18 protein-coding genes and 2 pseudogenes are annotated in these 21,347 nt (G+C 69.4%); 11 read left to right on the top strand and 9 right to left on the bottom strand.

Going from position 1 to position 21,347, the window contains the following annotated elements:
* Nucleotides 1-214 precede the first annotated feature (214 nt).
* Nucleotides 215-1,354 carry an MFS transporter gene (locus OG746_RS38885; RefSeq protein ID WP_266723317.1) on the top strand — a complete coding sequence of 380 codons (1,140 nt, stop codon included), beginning with the start codon at nt 215-217 and terminating at the stop codon, nt 1,352-1,354.
* Here OG746_RS38885 and OG746_RS38880 read toward each other — a convergent pair.
* Both OG746_RS38880 and OG746_RS38875 read right to left on the bottom strand, forming a co-directional pair.
* Nucleotides 1,252-3,300 carry a GTP-binding protein gene (locus tag OG746_RS38880; protein ID WP_266723315.1) on the bottom strand — a complete coding sequence of 683 codons (2,049 nt, stop codon included), beginning with the start codon at nt 3,298-3,300 and terminating at the stop codon, nt 1,252-1,254. The two genes, OG746_RS38885 and OG746_RS38880, sit on opposite strands and share 103 nt — an antisense overlap.
* A 236-nt stretch (nt 3,301-3,536) precedes the next feature.
* Nucleotides 3,537-3,881 carry a hypothetical protein gene (locus tag OG746_RS38875; RefSeq protein ID WP_266723313.1) on the bottom strand — a complete coding sequence of 115 codons (345 nt, stop codon included), beginning with the start codon at nt 3,879-3,881 and terminating at the stop codon, nt 3,537-3,539.
* Nucleotides 3,882-4,107: 226 nt separating this feature from the next.
* On the opposite strand from OG746_RS38875, the gene OG746_RS38870 reads away from it, so the two are divergent.
* Together OG746_RS38870 and OG746_RS38865 are read left to right on the top strand one after the other, a co-directional pair.
* Nucleotides 4,108-5,598, top strand: a complete 1,491-nt coding sequence (locus tag OG746_RS38870; RefSeq protein WP_266723312.1) for an MFS transporter — start codon at nt 4,108-4,110, stop codon at nt 5,596-5,598.
* A 102-nt stretch (nt 5,599-5,700) separates the two neighbouring features.
* Nucleotides 5,701-5,961: pseudogene (locus tag OG746_RS38865) on the top strand (SDR family oxidoreductase); the annotation flags it as partial.
* 214 nt (nt 5,962-6,175) lie between these two features.
* On the opposite strand, the gene OG746_RS38860 reads toward OG746_RS38865, so the two are convergent.
* The 3 genes from OG746_RS38860 to OG746_RS45495 all read right to left on the bottom strand — a co-directional run bounded on the left by OG746_RS38860 (nt 6,176) and on the right by OG746_RS45495 (nt 9,897).
* Nucleotides 6,176-6,379 carry a cold-shock protein gene (locus OG746_RS38860; RefSeq protein ID WP_266723310.1) on the bottom strand — a complete coding sequence of 68 codons (204 nt, stop codon included), beginning with the start codon at nt 6,377-6,379 and terminating at the stop codon, nt 6,176-6,178.
* A 345-nt stretch (nt 6,380-6,724) separates the two neighbouring features.
* Nucleotides 6,725-7,060, bottom strand: coding sequence for a MerR family transcriptional regulator (locus OG746_RS38855; RefSeq protein ID WP_266723308.1), 336 nt, complete (start codon nt 7,058-7,060; stop codon nt 6,725-6,727).
* 641 nt (nt 7,061-7,701) lie between these two features.
* Nucleotides 7,702-9,897, bottom strand: a complete 2,196-nt coding sequence (locus OG746_RS45495; RefSeq protein ID WP_323179735.1) for a winged helix-turn-helix domain-containing protein — start codon at nt 9,895-9,897, stop codon at nt 7,702-7,704.
* Between OG746_RS45495 and OG746_RS45490 the strand changes: the two are divergent.
* From OG746_RS45490 to OG746_RS38830, 3 genes and pseudogenes are all read left to right on the top strand, one after another.
* Nucleotides 9,827-10,744 (top strand): annotated as a pseudogene (locus tag OG746_RS45490) (DUF8691 family protein); the annotation flags it as partial. The gene OG746_RS45495 and the pseudogene OG746_RS45490 sit on opposite strands and share 71 nt — an antisense overlap.
* Nucleotides 10,745-10,778: 34 nt before the next feature.
* Nucleotides 10,779-11,240, top strand: a complete 462-nt coding sequence (locus tag OG746_RS38835; protein WP_266725805.1) for a DUF8746 domain-containing protein — start codon at nt 10,779-10,781, stop codon at nt 11,238-11,240.
* A 70-nt stretch (nt 11,241-11,310) separates the two neighbouring features.
* Nucleotides 11,311-12,159, top strand: a complete 849-nt coding sequence (locus OG746_RS38830) for an ABC transporter permease subunit (RefSeq protein WP_266723307.1) — start codon at nt 11,311-11,313, stop codon at nt 12,157-12,159.
* 179 nt (nt 12,160-12,338) lie between these two features.
* Here OG746_RS38830 and OG746_RS38825 read toward each other — a convergent pair whose 3' ends face one another.
* From OG746_RS38825 to OG746_RS38810, 4 genes are all read right to left on the bottom strand, one after another.
* Complete coding sequence (locus tag OG746_RS38825; RefSeq protein ID WP_266723306.1) at nt 12,339-13,016, bottom strand: GntR family transcriptional regulator; 678 nt, start codon at nt 13,014-13,016, stop codon at nt 12,339-12,341.
* A 70-nt stretch (nt 13,017-13,086) separates the two neighbouring features.
* Nucleotides 13,087-13,740, bottom strand: coding sequence for a 4-carboxy-4-hydroxy-2-oxoadipate aldolase/oxaloacetate decarboxylase (locus OG746_RS38820; RefSeq protein ID WP_266723305.1), 654 nt, complete (start codon nt 13,738-13,740; stop codon nt 13,087-13,089).
* 29 nt (nt 13,741-13,769) lie between these two features.
* The gene (locus OG746_RS38815; RefSeq protein WP_266723304.1) at nt 13,770-15,146 is read right to left on the bottom strand and encodes an MFS transporter; all 1,377 of its coding nucleotides are present in this window, start codon (nt 15,144-15,146) and stop codon (nt 13,770-13,772) included.
* A gap of 47 nt (nt 15,147-15,193) precedes the next feature.
* Nucleotides 15,194-16,066 (bottom strand): NAD(P)-dependent oxidoreductase, encoded by an 873-nt coding sequence (locus OG746_RS38810; RefSeq protein ID WP_266723302.1) that lies wholly within the window; start codon nt 16,064-16,066, stop codon nt 15,194-15,196.
* 295 nt (nt 16,067-16,361) lie between these two features.
* On the opposite strand from OG746_RS38810, the gene OG746_RS38805 reads away from it, so the two are divergent.
* From OG746_RS38805 to OG746_RS38785, 5 genes are all read left to right on the top strand, one after another.
* Nucleotides 16,362-17,759, top strand: coding sequence for an RraA family protein (locus OG746_RS38805; RefSeq protein WP_266723300.1), 1,398 nt, complete (start codon nt 16,362-16,364; stop codon nt 17,757-17,759).
* Nucleotides 17,756-19,096 (top strand): TRAP transporter large permease subunit, encoded by a 1,341-nt coding sequence (locus tag OG746_RS38800; protein WP_266723299.1) that lies wholly within the window; start codon nt 17,756-17,758, stop codon nt 19,094-19,096. Before OG746_RS38805 ends, OG746_RS38800 begins: the two co-directional genes overlap by 4 nt.
* A gap of 15 nt (nt 19,097-19,111) precedes the next feature.
* Complete coding sequence (locus OG746_RS38795) at nt 19,112-19,393, top strand: hypothetical protein (RefSeq protein ID WP_266723298.1); 282 nt, start codon at nt 19,112-19,114, stop codon at nt 19,391-19,393.
* A gap of 152 nt (nt 19,394-19,545) precedes the next feature.
* Nucleotides 19,546-20,298, top strand: coding sequence for an IclR family transcriptional regulator (locus tag OG746_RS38790; protein ID WP_266723297.1), 753 nt, complete (start codon nt 19,546-19,548; stop codon nt 20,296-20,298).
* A gap of 14 nt (nt 20,299-20,312) precedes the next feature.
* Entirely contained in the window at nt 20,313-21,290 is a 978-nt protein-coding gene (locus tag OG746_RS38785; protein WP_266723295.1) for a cyclase family protein, read from the top strand.
* The last annotated feature ends 57 nt before the right edge of the window (nt 21,291-21,347 follow it).

Raw genomic sequence — 21,347 nt, 5'->3', positions numbered from 1 at the left:
CGGCCGGGCCCTCCCCGCTGTTTCCCGGGTGACCGCTTCCGCGGACCCTCTTTCTCGCCGACCACGTCCGTCGGCGTCCTCGTACAACTCCCCCGGCCGTCTTCGTCTGCCCCGTGCCGGTCATCAGCGCTGCGCACAACCCGTAACTGTCGCTCTTCCAAGAGGTGTCATGCGCACGTGCTCTTCCGGAACCGGTACCCACCAGCGAGCCGCCATGCCGGCCCTGATTGTGCTGGCACTGGGCGCTTTCGTCCTCGGCACGAGCGAGCTCGCCATCGCCGGACTGCTGCCCGCCATCAGCGCCGACCTGGAGATCTCCTCGGGCGCCGCAGGCACTCTCGTCTCCGCGTACGCCGTGGCCGTCGCGCTCCTGGGCCCCGTGCTCACCGCGACGACGAGTCACCTGTCGCGTCGTCAGGTCCTCGTGGGGGCATCGGTGGCGCTTGCTGTCGGGAACGGCGTCACCGCCGTCGCCACCCATTTCCCAGCCCTGTTGGTGGCCAGGGCGCTCACCGGTACCGCCGCGGCGATGTATGCGGCGACGGCCCTGACCGTGGCCACGACGCTGACCGGACCGGAGCGTCGAGGACGGGCTGTCGCTGTCGTCTTCGCCGGGATCACCGTTTCCGCTGTCGTCGGGGTTCCCGCGAGCACGCTGCTGGGGGACGTGTTCGGTTGGCGTGCCGTCTATGGCGCGTTGTCCGCCCTGACCGTGGGAGTCCTGACAGCCGCCGTCCGCCTGGTGCCGGAACCCCCGCCGGAGCCCGCGTCCAGTCTGTCGACCAGGCTCAAGGTGTTGGCGAAGCCCCGCCTGCTGGTCACCTTCTCGGTCAATGCCCTTGTCACTGCCGGCCACTACACGGCGTTCACCTATCTGGTCACGCTCCTGACTCAACAGACCGACCTCAGCACCACCACGGCCAGCATCCTTCTGCTGACCAGCGGTGTTTCCGGCACAGTCGGCACCCTCGTGGGCGGCACAGCCGCCGACCGACACACCCGACGTGCTCTGGTGACCTCTGTCGCGCTGCTGGCCACCAGCCTGATCGTCATCCCGCTGGTGATGACCAGCCCGGTCCTGATCTGGCTCGTCGCCTTGCTCTGGGCAGCAGCCTTCAACGCCTTCAGCACCACCGCGCAGGTCAACGTGTCCCTGCAGGCCCACCCCGCCACCGACATCGCCGCAGCAGCCAATATCTCCGCGTTCAACGCCGGCATCGCGGGCGGCTCGGCTGCGGGCGGAGTCGTCCTTCACTCTGCCGGTTTCACAGGTGTCGCCCTCACCGGCGCTGCACTCGCCGGCGCGGGACTCATCGCCGCGCTCCTTCTGCCGGTGGTTCGTACGGGCCGGTAGTGGTCGTGGGTGGAATCGAGGACGCCCTCACCACGAGCCGCGCCGTGCAAGCCTCCGCGTACCGCGTTCACTTCTGCTTTCCGCAGGGTTCCAGTGATCACGGCGAGGGGTCCCGTGGTCTGGTGGGCATCGGGGACGGCGCCGTGGCGGGCCAGCAGAGCAAGTACCGGTGACAGATCCTGCGTTGGCGCTTCGAGTACGAACCGGTCGACGGGTTCACAGACAGTCGTCCCGGCCCGTTCGAGGGCCTGGCGGACCACCACGCCGGTGGTGCGCCTGACCTCTGCGGCCTGTGGGGCCGGCGGTTGGTAGTCGCTGCCGGTAACGGTGACCCGTGCGTCGGTCACCCGCCAGCCGTGCGGGCCGACGGCCAAGGGCTCGTGGAGGTAGTCCAGCAGCGCGGTCCGGTATCCGTCGACGTTGCCGTAGACGTGCAGGGGCAGCGTGGACCGGTCCGCTGCGATGAGGAGTTCGACTCCGGTGCCGGGTGCGGCCGGCTCGACGGTCACGGCGAGCGTGTAGTTGTACGGGTGACCGGGTTCGCCCATGTGCAGCGCCGCGCTGCCGGTCCCGGAGGGTCGTTCGATGCAGACCACGCCGGTGTCACGGAAGTCGACGTCGATGCCGTATTCGGTTGCCAACGTGTCGGCCAGCACCTCCTGTTGCACCTCGCCGTAGATCCTGATCCGCGCGGCACCTCGCTCGGGCCGCAGGCCGATCAGCGGGTCGACGTCGGCGAGTTCGGACAGGGCCCGGTGCAACTCGCCCTGCCGGGACGGGTCTTGGGCGACCACCCTGGTCTCGAAGCCCGGTGCCGGCAACGCTGCCGCCGCCGCGGTGGCGTACGGGCGGCAACCGATCCAGTCTCCGATGCGAGCGCCGTCCAGGCCCCGTACGCGGGCGATCTCACCGGCCGTCGCGCGATCGCACCGCATGGCACCGCCGGGCTTGAAGACCTCCAGGGCCGTCACCGTCGCCGACCGGTCACCGGCGAGCGACACACGATCGCGGACGCCGAGCGTTCCGGCACGCAACCGCACCGTACAGACCCGCTGCCCTCCCGACCGTTCGACCTTGAACACCTGCGCCACCGCTGGTGCGTCGTCGTCACCGACCACCACGGGAAGCGCCACGGGAAGCAGATCGATGACGGACTCGATCAGAGGACGGACGCCCGCACCGGTCCTGGCCGAACCGAACAGAACCGGGTGGACACCACCACCGGCACGGGTCAGCGCGCCGAGGGCCGCACGCAAGCGTCGCGGTCCGATGGGTCGGTCCCGGGCGAGCCAGTCCTCAAGTAGACCCTCGTCATGTTCCGCGATCAATTCCGTCAGACGCTCCGACTCGACCGGGTCGTCCCACGCGCACGGCGCCGCCTCGGCCGCGGCCGTGCCCGGGTTGTACACGTGACCGAGCGGCACGAGTGCCGGGCTCAGGCGGCTCCGGATCCCCTCAAGGACCCGCTCGGGAGCCGCGCCGGTCCTGTCGATCTTGTTGACGAAGAAGACCACGGGGATACCGAGGCGGCGCAACGCCCGGTACAGCACGATGGTCTGAGCCTGCACACCCTCCACGGCCGACAACACCAACACGGCGCCGTCGAGGACCGCCAGCGAGCGGTCGACCTCGGCGATGAAGTCGGGATGGCCCGGAGTGTCGACGAGATTGACGGTGACGTCGTCGATCGCGAATGCCGCGACGGAAGAGCGGATCGTGATGCCCCGTTGCCGCTCCAGGGAGAGGGTGTCGGTCTGGGTCGTGCCGTCATCCACCCGGCCGACCTGCTCGATGGCACCGCCGACATGCAGCAGCGCCTCGGTCAGACTGGTCTTGCCGGCATCGACGTGGGCCACCACGCCCAGATTGAGCCGCCGGGCGCTGGTTGCCGGGCCGGCGGTGGCGGTGTCATGACGTACGGGGGTGGGAGGGTTCGGACGGTTCATGGCTCCTCGTGTGCAGGTCGGGGGCGACGGCGGGGCACACGAGTTCGCGCATGGTGAAGTCCGTTTCTCTCGGTTGATCAGGGATCGGTCGATCAGGGATCGATTGGTCAGGGGCGATGTTCCAAGCGGCATCCAGCGCTGTCAACGCAATTCCGCGCGCTGCCGCGCTCGCCCCGGCCGCAGCCGTCAGCCGTCAGCCGCTGGGATGCAACAGATGCAGTACTTGTCGGCGCTGACTACCGGTGGTGTCGGTCGTACCTTGACTTGGCGACGCGTCGGCAGACGCCGCTCCCGACCGACACGCAGAAACTGATCAGCGTGGCTGTGCCCCAACGCGCGTCGTTCATGACGCAGCCATAGGCCGCGATGCTGGAGCACAGGGTCATGAAGAACGTGATCGAGCAGACCATTCGCAGTGGGACCAGGTACCACATCGGCTTGCCTGCGCCCGCGGTCACTGCGGGCCGACCGCGATCGAATGGGCCTCCGGGCTCCATGTCAGCGGCTACGCCCTGGACGATGGCGGCGAACTGCCGATCGATGTCCGCGTCCGAGAAATCTTCCCTACGGTCCTCGCTCACGGTGAACCCCGTTTCGCCGACCAGCGCCGATTGCTCCGATCCTCCCGTGGCCGGGAGACCACGTCAACGCCGAGCGTAGGCCGGGTAGTTGGGCAGCCATCAGTGGACGGGGACCTTCCCCCCTCCCCTCTGCCGCGCACCCCGCACGCGTCGGCGACCGCTTTGACAACCTCCCGTCGCCACTTTACCTTCATGATGGAATTGTTTCACCATGGAGGTATCGAGCATGCGCGACCCGTCCCCCACCACCGACGGGACCACCGAACCCCAGCGATGGCGGTGGCTGATCCTGGTCGTGATGATCATCGCGGAGATCATGGATCTCCTTGACGCGTCGATCGTCAACGTCGCCGGGCCGGCGCTGGAGGAATCCCTCGGCGCCAGTTCCGTCGGTCTGCAGTGGGTGATCGGCGGTTACGCCCTCACCCTTGGAGCCGGGCTCGTGCTCGGCGGCAGGCTCGGCGACCGCTACGGGCGCCGCCGCATGTTCCTGATCGGCCTGACCGCCTTCACCGCCGCCTCGCTTCTGTGCGCAGTCGCACCGAACATCGCGGCACTGATCGTCTTCCGGCTGCTGCAGGGAACCGCCGGGGCGATGCTCCTGCCCCAGGGCCTCGGCCTGCTGCGGGAGAACTTCTCCGGGCCCGAACTCACCAAGGTCTTCGCGATCTTCGGCCCCGTCCTCGGTCTGGGCGGCATCATCGGCCCGGTGCTCGGCGGCTTCCTCATCGAGGGCGACTTCTTCGGCCTGGGCTGGCGGTCGGTGTTCCTGGTCAACCTGCCCATCGGCCTCGCGGCACTGATCATCGCCGCGAAGTTCGTACCCAAGAAGCCGGGCGACCGCACGGTGCGGGTCGACATGACCGGCGCGGCCCTGGTCGTGCTGTCCTGCGCCCTGTTGGTCCTGCCCCTCAACCAGGGGCAGGAGAACGGCTGGCCGCTGTGGACATGGCTGTGCATGGCCGCCTCCGCGATCGGGTTCGCCCTGTTCGCCGTGCAACAGCGCCGCACGGCCGCGGCGGGCCGGGAGCCGCTGGTCACCCCCGCCCTGTTGCGCAAGCCCGCCTTCACCGTCGGACTCGGCGGCATCGCCCTGTTCTTCGGCGGCCTGATCGGCACGCAGCTCGTACTCACCCTGTTCCTCCAGATCGGTCAGCACTTCACCGCCGGAGACGCGGGACTCGGCAACCTGCCGCTCGCCATCGGCACCGCGATCGGCGGAGCCGTCAGCGGTGCGTTCCTCGCCGACAAGATCGGCCGCAAGGTGCTGCAGATCGGCCCGCTGATCCAGCTGGCCGGAGCGGCTCTGCTCTGGTTCGAACTGGACGGCCTCGACTCCACCTCGTTCTCGATCTGGGACATCGCCCCCGGCATCACGGTGGCAGGCATCGGAGCGGGCATGGTGATCGCCGCCCTGTTCAGCTTCATCCTCGCCGCGGTCGACGACGACGAGATCGGCTCCGCCTCCGGCGTGCTGTCGGCCGTGCAGGCGGTCGGCGGATCCATCGGCGTCGCGATCTTCGGGTCGGTGTTCTTCGCCCAGGCCAAGACCGGTGACTTCACGAGCGGCTTCCACCGCGCGCTGATCGTCCAGGCATGTCTGCTCGTGGCATTCCTCGCGATCACGTTTCTGCTGCCCAAGCAGGGACGCCCCGAAAACGAACAGCACGGCATCGCCACCGAGGACCCCGCCGACACCCGACACGCCGCCGTGTGATCCCCGGCCGGGAGCCGTCCGTCCAACGCGGCGGCCCCGGCCCGGCCACCTCCCGCACCGACACCGTCACCGTCAGAAGCCGACACCGTCACAGGCCGCGAGCGGCAGCTCGCCGTCAACTACACCAGCGTGGTGGCCGGGATCGAGGCGGTGGTGCCGTTGCTGCCCGATGGCGGGCGCATCGTCAGCATCAGCTCGGGTGTGGCTGCTCGGGCCGGTTTCCAGGGGATGGCGTACTACGCGGGCACGAGGTCGGCCCTCGATGGATTCAGCCGGGGCGCGGCCCGCGACTTCCTCGCCGGCCCGCAGGCCTCCTACGTCACCGGTGCAGTGCTGAGGATCGACGGCGGATACGGCGTATAGCCCGACCGCGGACGGCGGTGGCCATATCAAGGAATTCTCGCAGCGGAAGACCAGTGCAGGGGCAGGGGGTTCAAGAGCGGGGTCAAATAGAATGCAAAAGCAGATACCGGCACGGTAGGCCCGTATTCCTGAAAAGGAGTTCCGGGCATGGCTGGGGCCCGTATCCCGAGGGATACGGGCCCCAGCTGCGAAGCCCTGCGTCAGAAGCTGTGCGTCAGAAAGGGACGATGTTTTCGGCAGTCGGGCCCTTCTGGTTCTGCGCGATGTCGAAGACGACCTTCTGGCCTTCCAGTAGCTCATGGAGGTCCTGGGTGGCGATGTTCGAGAAGTGGGCGAACACGTCGGCGCCGTCACCGTCCTGCTCGATGAAGCCGAAACCCTTGGCCGGGTTGAACCACTTCACAGTTCCGGATGCCATGCCATATCTCCTTTGGCGCAGTGCGCCGGAATCCGCGGTCCACGGACACCGGGTCGCCGGCATGATGTCCCGCCCGGAGAATGACCGGAAACACAAAACGCGCCCTGCCGCAGAAAATACCGACGCGGGCGTTGAAGTTTGCGGGAACCATGACTGCAACTGAGGTCGACCGTAGCATTTGGCGGCAACCGGAGTACGGTCAACGATTCCACTCTGTTCGCCGCGGTAAACACGCTGGCCGCACGGTGCGTGAAACCCTCGTCCCGCGAGTGCAGGTAATTTATCCACCCGGAGACGGAGCACGCGCACGAGGAGCTGTCGCCTGCGGCTGGGTGGTGCAGCGTCTCAGCTCGGGGTTTTGGGGTTCTTGGTTTCGGCGGCGCGGTATTCGGCGTTGATGCGTTGGGCCTCTTCGAGCTGGTCCTCGAGGATGATGATGCGGCAGGCGGCTTCGATGGGGGTGCCCTGGTCGACGAGTTCGCGGGCGCGGGCGGCGATGCGCAACTGGTAGCGGGAGTAGCGGCGGTGACCGCCTTCTGAGCGGAGCGGGGTGATGAGGCGGGCTTCGCCGATGGCGCGGAGGAAGCCCTGGGTGGTGCCGAGTATCTCGGTGGCCCGGCCCATGGTGTAGGCGGGGTAGTCGTCGTCGTCGAGACGGCCGAACGAGTCGTCTGCTGTCACTTGCACCTCTCTGTGTTCTCTGTGTGGAACGCGTCGAGGGGCCCGGGTGCCGTACGGCACCCGGGCCCCGAAGGAACTGCTACACCATCTGCCGGCCCTGATACTGCACCGGCCTTCTGTGTCCGCCGACCCGACCTGGAAGATGTCGGGGATGCGGGGATCGCGGTTGCTTGACCGGAGACCACCTCACTATCGATGTCCTGCGGTACCCGGGCTCAAGACATCCACCCGGGCGATCCTGATGGCGCTCGGCTCCTCCGTTTCTTCCCTCTGGGATCAAACACTTACTTACTGCTGGTACTGCCACTGCGGTACTGCTCACGGCGGCCCCTGATCACTGCGGGCCACCCGGTCCGGTCGTCAGTCCCGTCGCCGTCCTGCAACAAACCTGGCTTCGAAACTCCACCACCGCACCGTCCTGCGAACTGCAACTACGGGTACTGCTTCCCCGGCAGTTCATCCCTGCCGGGCTTGCTCGATCTCGGCTACGAGAGAAACCATAACCACACCACCACCCAATGTCTACCCCGGCCAGTACAGATTTTCGTGAGTCTGGCCGGGAGGAAGTCGACCTCAGTCGCCGAACCCGCATCGCGGCGGCCTGTAGCCGTCCAGCGCTCGCGCCAGAGCCCCGACCACACTCAGAGGAGGTGCAGGTCTCGTGCGGCCTGGATCGCGGACTTCCGGTCGCTGACGCCGAGCTTGCGGTAGATCGCGTGGCAGTGGGTCTTGACGGTGTTGAGCGATACGTACAGTTCTGCCGCGATGTCGCGTTGCGAGAGACTCGCGGGCAGGTAGCGCAGGACGGCGGTCTCGCGGCCGGTCAACTGCTCGATGATGTCTGCCGGTTGGACGTCGTCGAGGCCGTGGCGTGCCGCGGCCCGCTTCAGCTGGCGGCCGGCGATGCCGGGGTCGGGGCAGGCGGAGAGGACGGAACGGGCCTCGGCGAGGAGAGGCAGGCCGGAGGGGTCACCGAGGGCGGCGAGGGTGTCTCCGCAGAGGGTGAGGACGTAGCCGAGGGCCAGGTCGGTCGAGGAGCGGCGGACCAGGCCGAGGGCGTGCAGGGCGTCCGCCCGGGCGTGGGCTGGGTCGTCGGTGGCGCGGGCGCGGATCGCGTAGGCGGGGGCGACGCCGTGGTAGGCGGCCAGGCCGAACCGCCCGGCCGTGTCGACCGCCGTGGCGGCGGCGGTTCGCGCGCTCGACGTGGAGGCGTCGTCGAAGGCGACCACGGACAGGTAGACCAGAGCCAGAACGTGTGCCGTGCGGAACTCCTCGGCGGCGGCCTTCTCTGCGGCGAACCGCAGGATGCGCCGGGCTTCGACGGCCTGCCCCGCCCAGGCGTGGGCCGCTCCGGTGGCCGTCGCGAGGTCGCAGGAGAACCCCAACAGGCCCTCGGTGGCGGCGACTTCGCGGGCCGAGTCGATCGCGGTGGTGACATCGCCCCGGGCCAGCGCGATGTTCATGCGCAGGGAGATCGCCGGGGTGGTGTCGAAGCCCTCGTACGCGACCTCGTGCATGACGTCGATCCAGCGCTCCGCGGGTGAGTAGCGGCCGGCCAGGTACTCGCACCAGCCGTACAGGAGAGCGCACCAGGTCAGCGTCTTCGCCACGTCACCAAGCCGGTCCAGGAAGGACCGCAGGGTGTCGGTCTGGCCGGCGGCGAGGAGGCGCGGCCCGTGGACGAGCATCAGTTGGGCAGCCTCGCGCGGGTCGTCCCCGTTGAGGCGGTGGTCGATGGCCCGGCCGAGGTCGCCCTGGGCGGTGAACCAGGCCGCGGCGCGTGCGTGAAGTGCGGGGATCTGTGAAGGGATTTCCTGGTGGGCTTCCAGCCGGAGCAGGTCCCGCAGCAGGTGGTGGTAGCGGAACCAGGTGCCGGTGCGGTCCAGGCCGATCAGGAGCTGGTTGGCGGCAGCGGTCTCGCGCAGCCATTTCGCGCCGCCGCTTCCTGTGCCGGTGCCGGTAACCGTGCCGTTGCCGGTCACGGCGTCGACGAGTTCCCCGCTGAGCTGGTCGAGGATCGAGGTCTCCAGGAGGAGCCGACGCTCGTCCGTGTCGACCGCGGCGAGGAACTCGTCCCGCAGGTACTCGACCACGAGGTGGTCGTCGCCGCGGAACGCAGCGATGAACGCGCCTGGATCTGCGGCGCGTTGGAGGGTCAGCCCCGCGAGGACGAGCGCGGCCGCCCAGCCTTCCGTACGTCCGCAGAGCTGGTCGAGAAGGGCGCGGTCGAGGGACCGGCCCGCCGCGCCGAGAAGCCCGGCCGCCTCGTCGGTGTCGAAACGGAGGTCCGCGCCCCGGATCTCGGCGATCTGGTCGCGTACGCGCAGCCGGCCGAGCCGGAACGGCGGGTCGATCCGGGTGGACAGGACGACGGTGACCTGGCGGGGACAGAGGTCGATGAGGCGTTCCATGCCTGCCTGGACACTGTGGTTGTCGATCAGGTGGTAGTCGTCGATGACGACCACGAGCGGCCCGGCCACCCCCGCCAGCGCATTGACCAGCGCCGACACGACGACCAGGTCGTTCCCCTTGGAACCGGCCACGATCGGCGTCAGCTCGCTCACCGCGACCGGATGCGCCTGCCCGATCGCCGCGATCAGGTGCGACCAGAACCGTACGGGGTCCGAATCGCTCGGTTCCGCCTGCAGCCACGCGACGGCTTCGGGCCGCTCCGCCAGCCAGGAGGCGAGCAGCGTCGACTTGCCGGATCCTGCCGGGGCGCTGAGCAGGATCAGCCGGATGTGATCGGCACAGCCGGCACGCAGGATGTCATCGAGACGGGAGCGCCGCACGAGGTGCCGGGGCGGCACAGGCGGCCTCAACTTCGTTGCTGCCAAGCCCATTTCCCGTGGGACGGTCACCTCACCGAGCCTACTGCCACCACCTCACCCGGGTGGGGTGGCGAACCGGACGAGGCGATCTCATGCCGCTCGTCGCGATGCTCAGGACATGACCCAGCAGAGTACGACCCCGCAGAGTTCGACCCCACAGAACACGACCCCGCAGAGCACGTACGAGATCGTCATCCGGGGCCGGGCCGGCCCTCGGCTCCTGCGGCCGCTCCTGGACGACTTCGTCGTCGATCACACGGACGCCGGCCTCACCCGCCTCGTCGGTGACATCACCGACCCGGCCCATCTGCACGGAGTCCTCGCCCACTTGACGTCGTTCAACGCCGGGGTCGTGTCCGTCTCCCCGCTCCTCTCACACGACTCCCACGCCTTGCACGACCCGTACGACTCACAGCACTCACACGACTCCCACCACTCCCACGTACGGAGCTCTCCCATGATCACTGTCTCGGGCGTCACCAAGCACTACGGCAAACGCGCCGCCGTCCAGGACATGACGTTCGGCGTCCAGGCCGGCCGCGTCACCGGATTCGTCGGCCCCAACGGCGCCGGGAAGTCCACCACGATGCGCGTCATGGTCGGCCTGACCCGGCCCGACACCGGTGACGTCCGCTACGACGGCATCCACTACACCGACCTCAAGCACCCCGCGACCGTCGTCGGCGCGGTACTGGAAACGCGCTCCATGCACCCCGGCCGCACGGCCCGCAACCACCTGCGGGCCATGGCGGCCATCAGCGGAATCCCCGCAGCGCGGGTTGACGAGGTGCTCGTCGCGGTCGGCCTCGAAACGGCGGCGGGCCAGCGCGCGGGCGGCTTCTCCCTCGGCATGCGCCAGCGTCTCGCCCTGGCCGGGGCCCTCCTCGGTGACCCGCAGGTACTGCTGCTCGACGTCCAACGGCCTGGACCCCGACGGCATCCGCTGGCTGCGCACCTTCCTCACCGACTTCGCGGGCCGGGGCGGCACGGTCTTCGTCTCCAGCCACGTCATCAGCGAGCTGAGCATGTTCGCCGACGACCTCATCGTGATCGGCGGCGGGAGGCTGCTGGCCGCCGAGTCGGTCGCCTCGATCCTGGAGCGGGGCGAGAGCCGGGTCGTCGTGGAGACACATCAACCGGACGAGCTCGTACGACTGTTGGCCGAACAGCACATCGTCGCGGAGGCCACCGGGGACCGGCTGCTCGTCCACGGAACCACCAAGGCCGCCGTGTCCCAGATCGCGTACGACCATCACGTCCGCGTGGTGGAGATCACCGAGATCACCACCTCGCTCGAGGACCGCCTGCTCGACATGACCAAGGCCTCGGCCGAGTTCGCCGCCGCGTAAACCGCACGCCCCTCTCCCCCGCCACGCACCCACCACCCACCAACTCGCCACCCGAACAAGGGACGAACCGATGACCTACACACCTGTGACCACGAACCCGCCGTCGCTCGACACCACCTCCGTCGTACCGAAGGAACACCGGAGTCCCGGCGCCCGATCACCCGGCGACAACATCCGGGCGGTCCCTGCCGTCCTGAGGAGCGAGTGGCTCAAGGTCTCCTCGCTCCGTTCCCACCAGGCCGTCCTCGCCCTCACCACCCTGGTCGGCGCCTTCGTCTCCTGGGCGGTCGCGACGTTCGTCACCGACGAGGTACTGACGGCGACCGAGGTCTTCACCTACTCGACCGTGCTGACAGCCGTCGTGGCCTCCGTCGCCGGCGTACTCCTCTTCACCTCCGAGGCACAGCACGGCACCCTGTCGGCCACCCTGACCGCGCAGCCGGCGCGCTGGGTCGTCGCACTGGCCAAGACGGTCACCGCGGCCGCGTACGGTCTGGTGCTCGGCGCGGCAGGGATGGCCGCAGGCCTCGGTGGCGCGCTCGTCAGCGGCCTCGACCTGGGTGACACCTCGGGCATGGCCGTGACCACGCTGTGGGCGCTGTTGTACACCGCGCTCGCCGCCGTACTCGGCCTGGGCATCGGCATGATCGTCCGCCATGGTGCCGCAGCGATCTCCGGGCTCCTGGTCTGGGGCTTCGTCGTCGAGAACCTCCTCAACCTCTTCATGTCGCCGCAGATCTCCCGCTTCCTGCCCTTCATCGCAGGCGACGCACTCCTGGCCATCGACTCCGACACGGCCACCGCTGAATCCGTCGCCGTCGCCCTCACCCGGACCCAGGACGCACTCGTCTTCGGCGGTTACGCGGTGGTCGCCCTGATCATCGGAACCTTCCTGCTGCACCGCCGCGACACCAACTGACCGATCCACGCCCCTTGTTCGCGCACTCCGGAGGACCCCGGCCACGGCCGGGGTCCTCAGCGCCGCTGCGACGTCGTCCGGCGCCCGAAGGAGGCCCAGGAGGTCATGTCGCCCGGACGATTCCAGCACGAGCTCTGGTCGTACGACTCGGCGCCGCGCGCCTGATAGCGACCCCGGTCTCAGGTATCGTCCGACGACGTTCCAGGAGCGTTGGTGGGCTGGGGTGACGCGGTCAGTGCCATGTAGGACAGCCGCAGGTGCGCTTCCATGACGGCGCGGGCCGTGGCGCTGTCGTGCGCCGCGATCGCGGTGACCAGTTGCCGGTGGTCCTGAAGGCTCCGCTGGAGTTGCAGGTCGTCGTAGAACTGGAACGAGCCGAGCATGAGGGGGGCGCGGGTCAGGTTCGCGGCGATGTTGTACAGCCGCGGGGAGGCCGCGCATTCCAGTACGAGCTGGTGCAACTCGTGGTTCTGGCGGGCGAGTTCGTCGCGGAAGCGGTCGCCTCGGATCCGCTCGCAGGCCTCCATCGCGTCGCACAGCTTGATCAGCTGGTCGAGCTGTCCGCTGGTGCGACGCTGGGCGGCGAGTTGCGCCGCGTAGGGTTCCAGCATGGCTCGGATCGCCATGACTTCGGCGGCATCGTCGCTGGTCCAGGAGGCGACGAAGGCGCCGCGGTTGGCCTCGATGGTGACCAGGCCCTCGTCGCTGAGCCGCCGCAGCGCGTTGCGGACCGGGGTGCGGCTCACCTGGTACTGCTCGCGGAGGGTGTCCTCGACGAGGTGGGCGCCGGGGGCCAACTGTCCGGTCTGGATGGCGGACTTCAGCGCGAGATAGATGGCATCAGCCGGTCGTCCCATCTCCACCCGCCTCCTTCAACCGTTGTGGACCCCGGCAAGCCTAGTCGACTGGATCACCGTCCCGTACTGGTCAGGGCCGCGGGAGCCCGAGGAGGTCCAGTGTGCTCGCGCCGGTGCGGATGCGGTCGCGGAAGCCGGCTTCCTTCGCGGCCCTGGCCTCGGAGGCGGCAAGGGCTTCGTCCGTCTGGTGGGCGGGGACACGGACGAGGCCGTCGGCGTCACCGAGGATGATGTCACCGGGCTCGACGCGGACCCCGCCGACGCGGACGGGCACGTTGATCCGGCCGGGCACCGCCTTGCTCGTTCCCTTGATCGACAGGCCGCGGGTGAAGACGGGGAAGCCGCTGGCGATGATGTCCCGGCTGTCGCGGACGGCTCCGTCGATGACCAGCCCGGCCAGGCCGCGCTCCTGGGCGGCGCAGGTCAGCACGTCGCCCCAGGGTCCGGCTTCGAGGTACCCCTTGGCGTCCACGACGAGGACGTCGCCGGGGCCGGCTTCCAGGAGGGCGAGGTGGATGTACCAGTTGTCGGCGGGCGGCAGGTCGAGCGTCACCGCGGTGCCGACCAGGGTGCGGGAGGGGTCCAGGGGCTTGAGGCCGGCGTCGAAGGCTCCGCACTGGCCGTTGGCCTCGTAGACCGTGGCCGCTCCCAGTTCTCCGAGCCGGTCGAGAGTGTTCTGGTCAGGGCGGACTGTTTGCGTGCGGACTGTTTGCGTGAGGGACATGGATCTTCCGTTTCGTTACTGATGGATGGTCAGGCGACGTCGTGCACAGTGGCCTTGGGCAGGCCGGTCCGGTCGGGCGCGGATGCCGAGCGGACGGTTGCTTCGGCCTCGCGGACGAACCGGAGGCGTACGACGAGCAGGCCGGAGACGACGAGGACGGCGGCGACGATGGCCAGGCCGGTGTAGATGCTGCCGGTGGCGCTCTCCAGGGCGCCGAACCCGTAGGGGCCCACGAAGCCGCCGAGGTTGGCGATGGAGTTGATCGAGGCCATGCCGACGGCGGCCGCCGATCCGGTCATGAACAGCGAGGGCAGCGACCAGAACGGTCCGTAGGTCGCGTACACGGCCACCGTGATCACGGTGAGCAGCAGCAGGGACAGTACGAGGCTGTCCTCCACCAGGACCATGGCGCACAGGCCCGCGGCGGCGATGAACAGCGGAATGGCCACGTGCCAGCGGCGTTCCCGCAGCCGGTCCGAGCGTCGGGCCCACCAGACCATGAACACGGCCGCCACGGCGTAGGGCAGGGCGCTGAGCAGGCCGACGGAGGTGTTGCTGAGGCTGTCCTGCAACCCGTTGACGATCTGCGGGGTGAAGAAGGCCAGGACGTAGATGGCGACGGACTTGCTGTAGTAGATCAGCGCCAGGGCGAGGGTGCGCCAGCCCGCCAGGCTGCGCCAGAAGCCGACTTGGCGGTGCCGGGCTTCCTTGGCCGCGTTCTCCGCTTCCAGTGTGCGGCTGAGCCACTGCTTCTCGTCGGCCGTCAGCCAGCGTGCGGACTGCGGGGAGTCGGTGAGGAGGAACAGCGTCGCCAGGCCGAGCAGGACGGCCGGCACACCTTCGAGGATGAACACCCACCGCCAGCTGGACACACCAAGCCAGTGCACGTGGTCCAGGATGAGGCCGGACAGCGGGCCGGCGATGAGCGTGGCGACGGGCAGGGCCACCATGAACTGCGCCACTACGCGGGCCCGTTCGCGCTCCGGGAACCACTGGCTGAGGTAGAGGATGACGCAGGGGAAGAATCCCGCTTCGGCGATCCCGAGGATGACACGGACGGCGGCGAGCTGCGTGAAGTTGTGGACGAACCCGGTCGCGACGGCGACGGCGCCCCAGCTGACCAGGATGCGGGCGATCCAGCGGCGGGCGCCGACCTTGCGCATGAGCATGTTGCTCGGCACTTCGAAGACGAAGTAGCCGATCGAGAACAGGCCTGCGATCAGGCCGAATTGGGTGGACGTGATGCCGAGGTCGGCGTTCATCTCCAGCGCCGCGTAGCCGACGTTGGCCCGGTCGATGAAGGCGATGACGTAGAGGAGTGCCAGGAACGGCACGAGACGGATCTTGATCTTGTTGACGACGGCCGGCCTGTACTGTCCCGCCACATCGTTGGGGTGTATGGACATGACTCTCCGGAGGGGAACGGTGGGTTACGCGGACGGGTGGGCGCGTGTCATCGCTGGCCGGTGCGGGCGAGGCCGGCCAGCCAGTCGATGGCGGCGTCGGCCGTCTCCGGCACGGAACGAGACTGCTGGGCAGCGGTGTTGGTCGCGGCGAAGCGCTGCTCGGTGGCACGGGTCATGGTGCTCGGGTAGCTGAGCTGTTCCAGTTGCTCGGCCGCCTGGGCCACCTCGTGCTCACGGCGCGTCGCGTGCTGCGGGTGGGTGCGCACCATGGCGTTCAGCAGGGGAACGAAGCCGGTGCGGTCGACGTCGGCCAGCGATGCCCACAACTGGTCGAGCACGCCGTACTCCTGGGCGGCCGGCAGGCACTCCACCGCCAGGCCCTCAAGCCCCTTCATGATCACTGAGCGCAGCAGTTTGACGCGCATCGCGTCCCCGGGACGGGAGTCGCCCAGCACGGTCAGCGGCGCGTCGAACCGCTTCAGCAGGCCGACAAGTTCCGGGTACTCCTCGCCCGCGTAGAGCAGTGGTGTCCGCGCCCTGCCCAGTGCGACGGATCCGGTGATGGCGATGTCGGCATAGCCCACGCCCGCCTCCTGGCACCGTGCGGCGGCGGCCCGTTTGTCCTCGGCCGAGGCGGTGCTCAGGTCCCCGATGACGGCGCCCGTCGGCACGTGGGGCAGCAGCGCGTCAAGAATCGATGCCAGCGCTCCGCCCGGTGTCGCCAGGAGCACCACCTCGGCCGGGTGCAGCCAGGGGCCGGCCTCCCGGTGCAGTTCCAGATCTGCCTCGTGGGCCAGGGCGAGCGCCGTCGGCGCGGGAGCGGGATCCAGCAGGTGCAGCCCCGACACCGGCGTCTCCCGCACGGCTTCGGCATAGGCGAGACCGACCTCGCCGCAGCCAACAATCACGATCTCAGTCATCCGTGCGCCATCTCTCGAGGTAGGCCCGACCACCGGCCGGGAACGTGCAATAGAAGAACAATCACGGAGTTTTAGTGGCTCAAACGCCGCTCTCGCCGATGCGTTGTACTTCTATAGCACTCTCAAGGTGACGTCGTACACCCTTGTTCAGCCGCCAACCACCTGGACCCCTTCGGGGCGCGCGACGAAACAGCCCTTGACGCCCACTTCACGCCCAGGCAACATCCCTACTCATCAAGCGATAAGACTTATCACGCAATGAGAATCCCCTGGTGGGGTGGCAAGGAGGCCACAGATGCGCGTCGCGGTGCTCGGACTCGGTGAGGCGGGAGCGTTGTATGCGACCGGGTTCCTGGAGAACGGCTGGTCGGTCGCGGGATACGACCCGGGGGACGTACCGACGCCGGACGGTGTGGAGCGGGCGGACAGCGTCGGGGCCGCGGTGGCCGGGAGCGATCTGGTGCTCGGACTCACCGGGGCGAAGGCCGCACTGGCCGTGGCCCAGGAGGCCGCGCCGCACCTCGGGAAGGCCACGGTCTACGCCGACATGAACGCGGGCGCCCCGCAGTTGAAGGGCCGGATCGCGGACGCGGTGGGTGCCGCCTCCGAGGCCGTGTTCGCGGATGTGTCGGTGATCGGGTCCGTCCCCGCGTACCGGCACCGCACCGCCCTGGTGGCCAGTGGTCCTGGTGCCACCGTGGTCGCGGACCACTTCGGCACCCTCGGCGCTCCGGTGGAGGACCTGGGCGGCGAGCCGGGAGCGGCGTCCGCCCGCAAGTTGCTGCGCAGTGTGTTCATGAAGGGGCTCGGCGCGATCATCGTGCAGACCGTGGAGGCGGGCCGGGCAGCCGGGGACGAGGGGTGGGTGCGCGAGCAGATCGCCGCCGAACTCGCGGGCGGCGCGGGCACGTTGGAGCGGCTGTACACGGGGACCGCGAAGCACGGTGAGCGCCGGGCGTTCGAGACGTCGGCCGCCGCCGAGCTGATGGCAGACCTCGACCTGGACGCGGAGCTCGCCCGGGCGATCGGACACGTACACCTGCTGGCCGCCCGCCCGGAGGGGCTGCGTGATGTGCCGCGGGTGTCGGACGAACTGCTGGCCGCACACCAGGACGTGGCCACCGCGAACATCGGTGACGCGGTCGACCGGCTGGGGCTGCTCGACTCCGGGATTCGGCCCATGTGGAGCGGGGCGCGTGCCATCGGGCGGGCGCTGACGGTGTGGACGCGGGCCGGCGACAACCGGGCCATCCATGAGGCCATCAAGGTCGCGAAGCCGGGTGACATCATCGTCGTCAACGGGGAGGCCGACACCTCCCGGGCGCTGGTCGGCGAGCTGATCTGCGAGCGGGCCAAGGCGCGGGGTGTGGTGGGCATGGTGCTCGACGGAGCGGCCCGTGACATCGACGTACTCGCCGAGATCGGGTTCCCGGTGTGGGCGCGCGCGGTGACACCGGCCGGTCCGTACAAGTTCGGCCCCGGACATGTGAATGTGCCCGTCTCGGTGGGCGGCCTGGTGTGTCGCCCCGGTGACCTGGTGGTCGCGGACGGCGACGGCATTGCCGTGGTGGCCGCCGAGGAGGCAGAGTCGGTGCTCGCCGCGGCGCGCGCGGTCGAGGCCGACGAGGCCGGCCGGCGCGCCACGATCCGCGCCACGGCGGCCGCGGCGGCAGGAACGGGAGACGCATCATGATCGCCGTATGGGCGCTGGGCTGCTACATCGCGGCCATCCTCATCTGGAACTCCGTGCTCAAGCGGAACATCGGCGAGGCACTGATCGTCGGCTTCCTGGTCACCGGCCTGTTCTCCGGTGGTGACATCGCCCATGTGCTGTGGAGCGGCCTGGCCGAGGCGTTGCAGGAGGAAGTCACCTTCGCCGCGCTCGCCTTCGTGTTCATGAGCTACGTCCTGGCCCGCACCCCGGTCCTCGACCACCTCCTGGACATCCTCAACTCACTCCTCGGGCGGCTGCGCGGTGGCCCCATCTACACGTCCACCGTCGCCGCCGGTGTGTTCGGTGCCATCGCGCACGTCGGCGCCGCTGTCACCGCCGCCGTCGGGTCGGTGACGATCCCGTGGATGAAGCGGTCGAACGTCAGCGGTGAACTCGCCGCGACCGTCGCGGCCGGCGGGGCGGGGATGGGTGTCACCTTCCCGTTCAGCTCCACCATGTTCATCCTCATGGGCTCGGCCGGCGTCGCCTCCGTGGTCTCGACCGACGACATCGTGCTGCCGCTGTTCATCGGCGGACTGTGGTGTCTCGGCTACCGGCTGATCGCCGCGTTCATCATGGTGCGTCGGCACGGTATCCAGCCGGTGGCCGGCGAGGAACTCAAGCCGCTGCGCCGCACGATGGGCGTGGGCTGGACCAGCCTGCTCCTGTTCGGCGGGATCGTCGTGCCGCTGCTGCTGACGCGCGGGCCGCTCGCCGGGGCGCTCGGCCGCTACCTGGACGGCGTGGAGATGTCCGACGCCATCAGCCTCATCACCTGGATACCCGTCCTGATGATCGCGATCGTGCTGGTGCTCGGCCGACGTCATCTGCCGCGCGGCGGACAGGCGTGGTGGGAGCTGCTCGGCGGGGCCGCGCCGAAGTTCGGCGTGCTCGGTGTCACCATCGTCGCCGCGTTCTCCGCGGCCAACGCGCTGGGTGAACTCGGCCTGCCCGCGCAGCTGTCCGACCTGCTCTCGGGAGTGGACGCGCCGCTGTGGGTGCTGGCCCTGGTCGTCGGCCTCCTGGTGGTGGGTGTCGCCATCCCGCTGACGGCCAGTGCCACCATGGCCGCGATCGGACCGGTCGCCGTCTCCGCGCTGATCGGCGCGGGTGTCTCGCCTGCCACGGCCTGCGTCGCCGTGCTGATCTTCGCGTCCACCGAGGGTGCCTCGCCTCCGTCCGGCGCACCCATCTACGTGGCCAGCGGCATCGCGGGCGTCGACCCGTCACGCACCTTCATGCCTCTGCTCACGTACTACTGCATCCCCATCCTGCTCATCGGCGCCGCCGTGGCCACCGGCGTCCTGCCCGTCTGAACCGGAGGCCGTCCCATGACCGTCCGCACACTCCAGTTCCTCTTCCGCCTCAGCGTCATCGGCTTCCTGGCCGGCGGGTTCGTCGTCGTCATCGCCCAGGCCCTGGGGATCGCGCTCGGCGACGCCGGCTGGGTCGCCGCCGTCGGCGAGCACGCCGGGCCGCCCACCTTCATCACCGCGAGCGTCAGCGGCCTGCTCGCCTTCATCCTGTCCTACGTCGACAAGGAGAAGCCCGAGCCGAACGCCCCCGCCGCCGCGCACGACCTGCAACCGGCCGCGGGCTCGACCTCCCCCTGACGGGCGGGCGACCTCTGGCGGGCGGCGACCTCTGGCGGGCGGGCGAGCAGGCTCTTGGGAGACCCGCGCAGCCGTCGGCCGACAGTCTGATAACTCTTATCAGGCAGCGGCACACCGGGTGCCGCGCCGACGACGACCAGGAGCCCCAGCCCATGGCCAGCCCATCCGCCACTCCCATGCGCTCGCTCGACCGGGCCTTCGACGTACTGGGAGTCCTCGAGGACGCCAGGCACCCGCTGCGGCTCAGCGACATCGCCCGCCGCGCGGAACTGCACGTGGCCACCGCCCAGCGCATCCTGAACGTCCTCGTCGACCGCGGCTACGCGGCCAGGGAGGACACCGGTTACGTCGCCGGGCCCGCGGCCGTCGCCACCGCCCACGCCTTCCTGGTCAACAACCGGCTCAGCCCGGTCGCCCTGCCCATCCTTCAGGAGCTGGCCGCCACCACCGGTCTCACCCCGACCCTGTTCGTCCGGGTCGGCCACTCGCGGGTGCCGATCGCACGCGTCGAGGGCCGCAACCCGCTGCGCTACCAACTCCCCATCGGCGACAAGCTCACGCTCCACCTCGGAGCCGGGAAGGCCCTGCTCGCCTGGCTGCCCGAGGACGAACAGGCGGCCTACGTCACCGCCGCGACCCCCTTCACCCGGGCGTCGGGCCAGCAGGTCACCGCCGAGGACCTCACCGCCGAACTCCAGCGCGTGCACACCGCCGGCTACGCCCTCTCCCAGGACGAACGCGTCCAGGGTGTCACCTCCGTCAGCGCCCCCATCCTCAAGGACGACACCCTGCTCGGCGCCCTCAGCATCGTCGGCCCCAGCACGGATCTGCCCGAGGCCGACCACCAGAGCATCATCACCGAAGTCCGCCACGCAGCGAAGGCCATCGCCGTGCGCTGCGCCTGACCGAAAGCGCCGCCGTGCCCCAGCCGATACCCACCTACGCAGACCTCCTCGCCCGCACCGACGCGCCCGCCGGCTCCAGTTGGCACCTCTTCACCGAACAGCCCGAGCGCGGCATGGCCGACTTCGCGGGCCCCGAGCAGATCCTGCGCGCCACACCCTGCGTACGCGAAGGGCGCGCCATCAGCCTCGACTACGCACTCGACGCCTTCGACCCGCCCATGTCCAGGGCCCGCGGCATCCCCCAACACCACATCACCGCCAAGCACGACCAGGCCCGCGACGACTCCCTGGACGGCTTCCATCTCCAGGCCAGCACCCAGGTCGACGGACTGCGCCACCGCCGCGCATCCGGACACGGCTTCTACAACGGCGTGCCCGATGACGCCATCGCCCCGCGCAGCCCACGCCTCGGCGTCCAACTCTGGGCCGAGACACCCCTGGTGGGCCGCGGCCTGCTCATCGACATCGACGGCCACCTGCGCGAGCGCGGCACCCCGCTCGACCACACCACGGGCCCCGCCCTCACCCCCGCCCTGCTCGACGAGGCCCTCGCCGCACAGCACTGCACCGTCGAGGACGGTGATCTGGTGCTCGTCCACACCGGCTGGGCCCACTGGTACCTCACCACCGACCCCGACACACGTACCGAGACACGTGCCGCACGCCGTGCCACCGGTTTCGCCCAGTCACGCGAGTTCGCCGCCTGGTGCTGGGACCACCGCATCGCGCTGATGGCCACCGACACGTTCGCCGTCGAGGTCCTGCCCGTCCTGCCCGACGGCGACTTCCACGACAGCGCGCCCGAGGACGCGGGCATGATGCACCAGGAACTCATCGCCAAACTCGGCCTCCCTCTGGGCGAGTTGTGGAACCTGACCGCACTCACCGAGGACTGCCGTGCCACCGGCCACTGGGACAGCCTCCTGACCGTGAAGCCCCTCCACCTCACCGGCGGAGTCGGCTCACCGGCCAACGCGACTGCGCTGCGCTGACATTCGATCGAGCCAGCCCCCTGGAAGGGCCCTCGTTTCACAGTTTGCCCAAGTGCG

Origin of the sequence: Streptomyces sp. NBC_01016 (assembly GCF_026341035.1) — a bacterium.
Lineage (GTDB): Bacteria > Actinomycetota > Actinomycetes > Streptomycetales > Streptomycetaceae > Streptomyces.
Note: the sequence above shows the minus strand (reverse complement) of the source record. Positions and strands in the feature narration are given on the sequence as shown.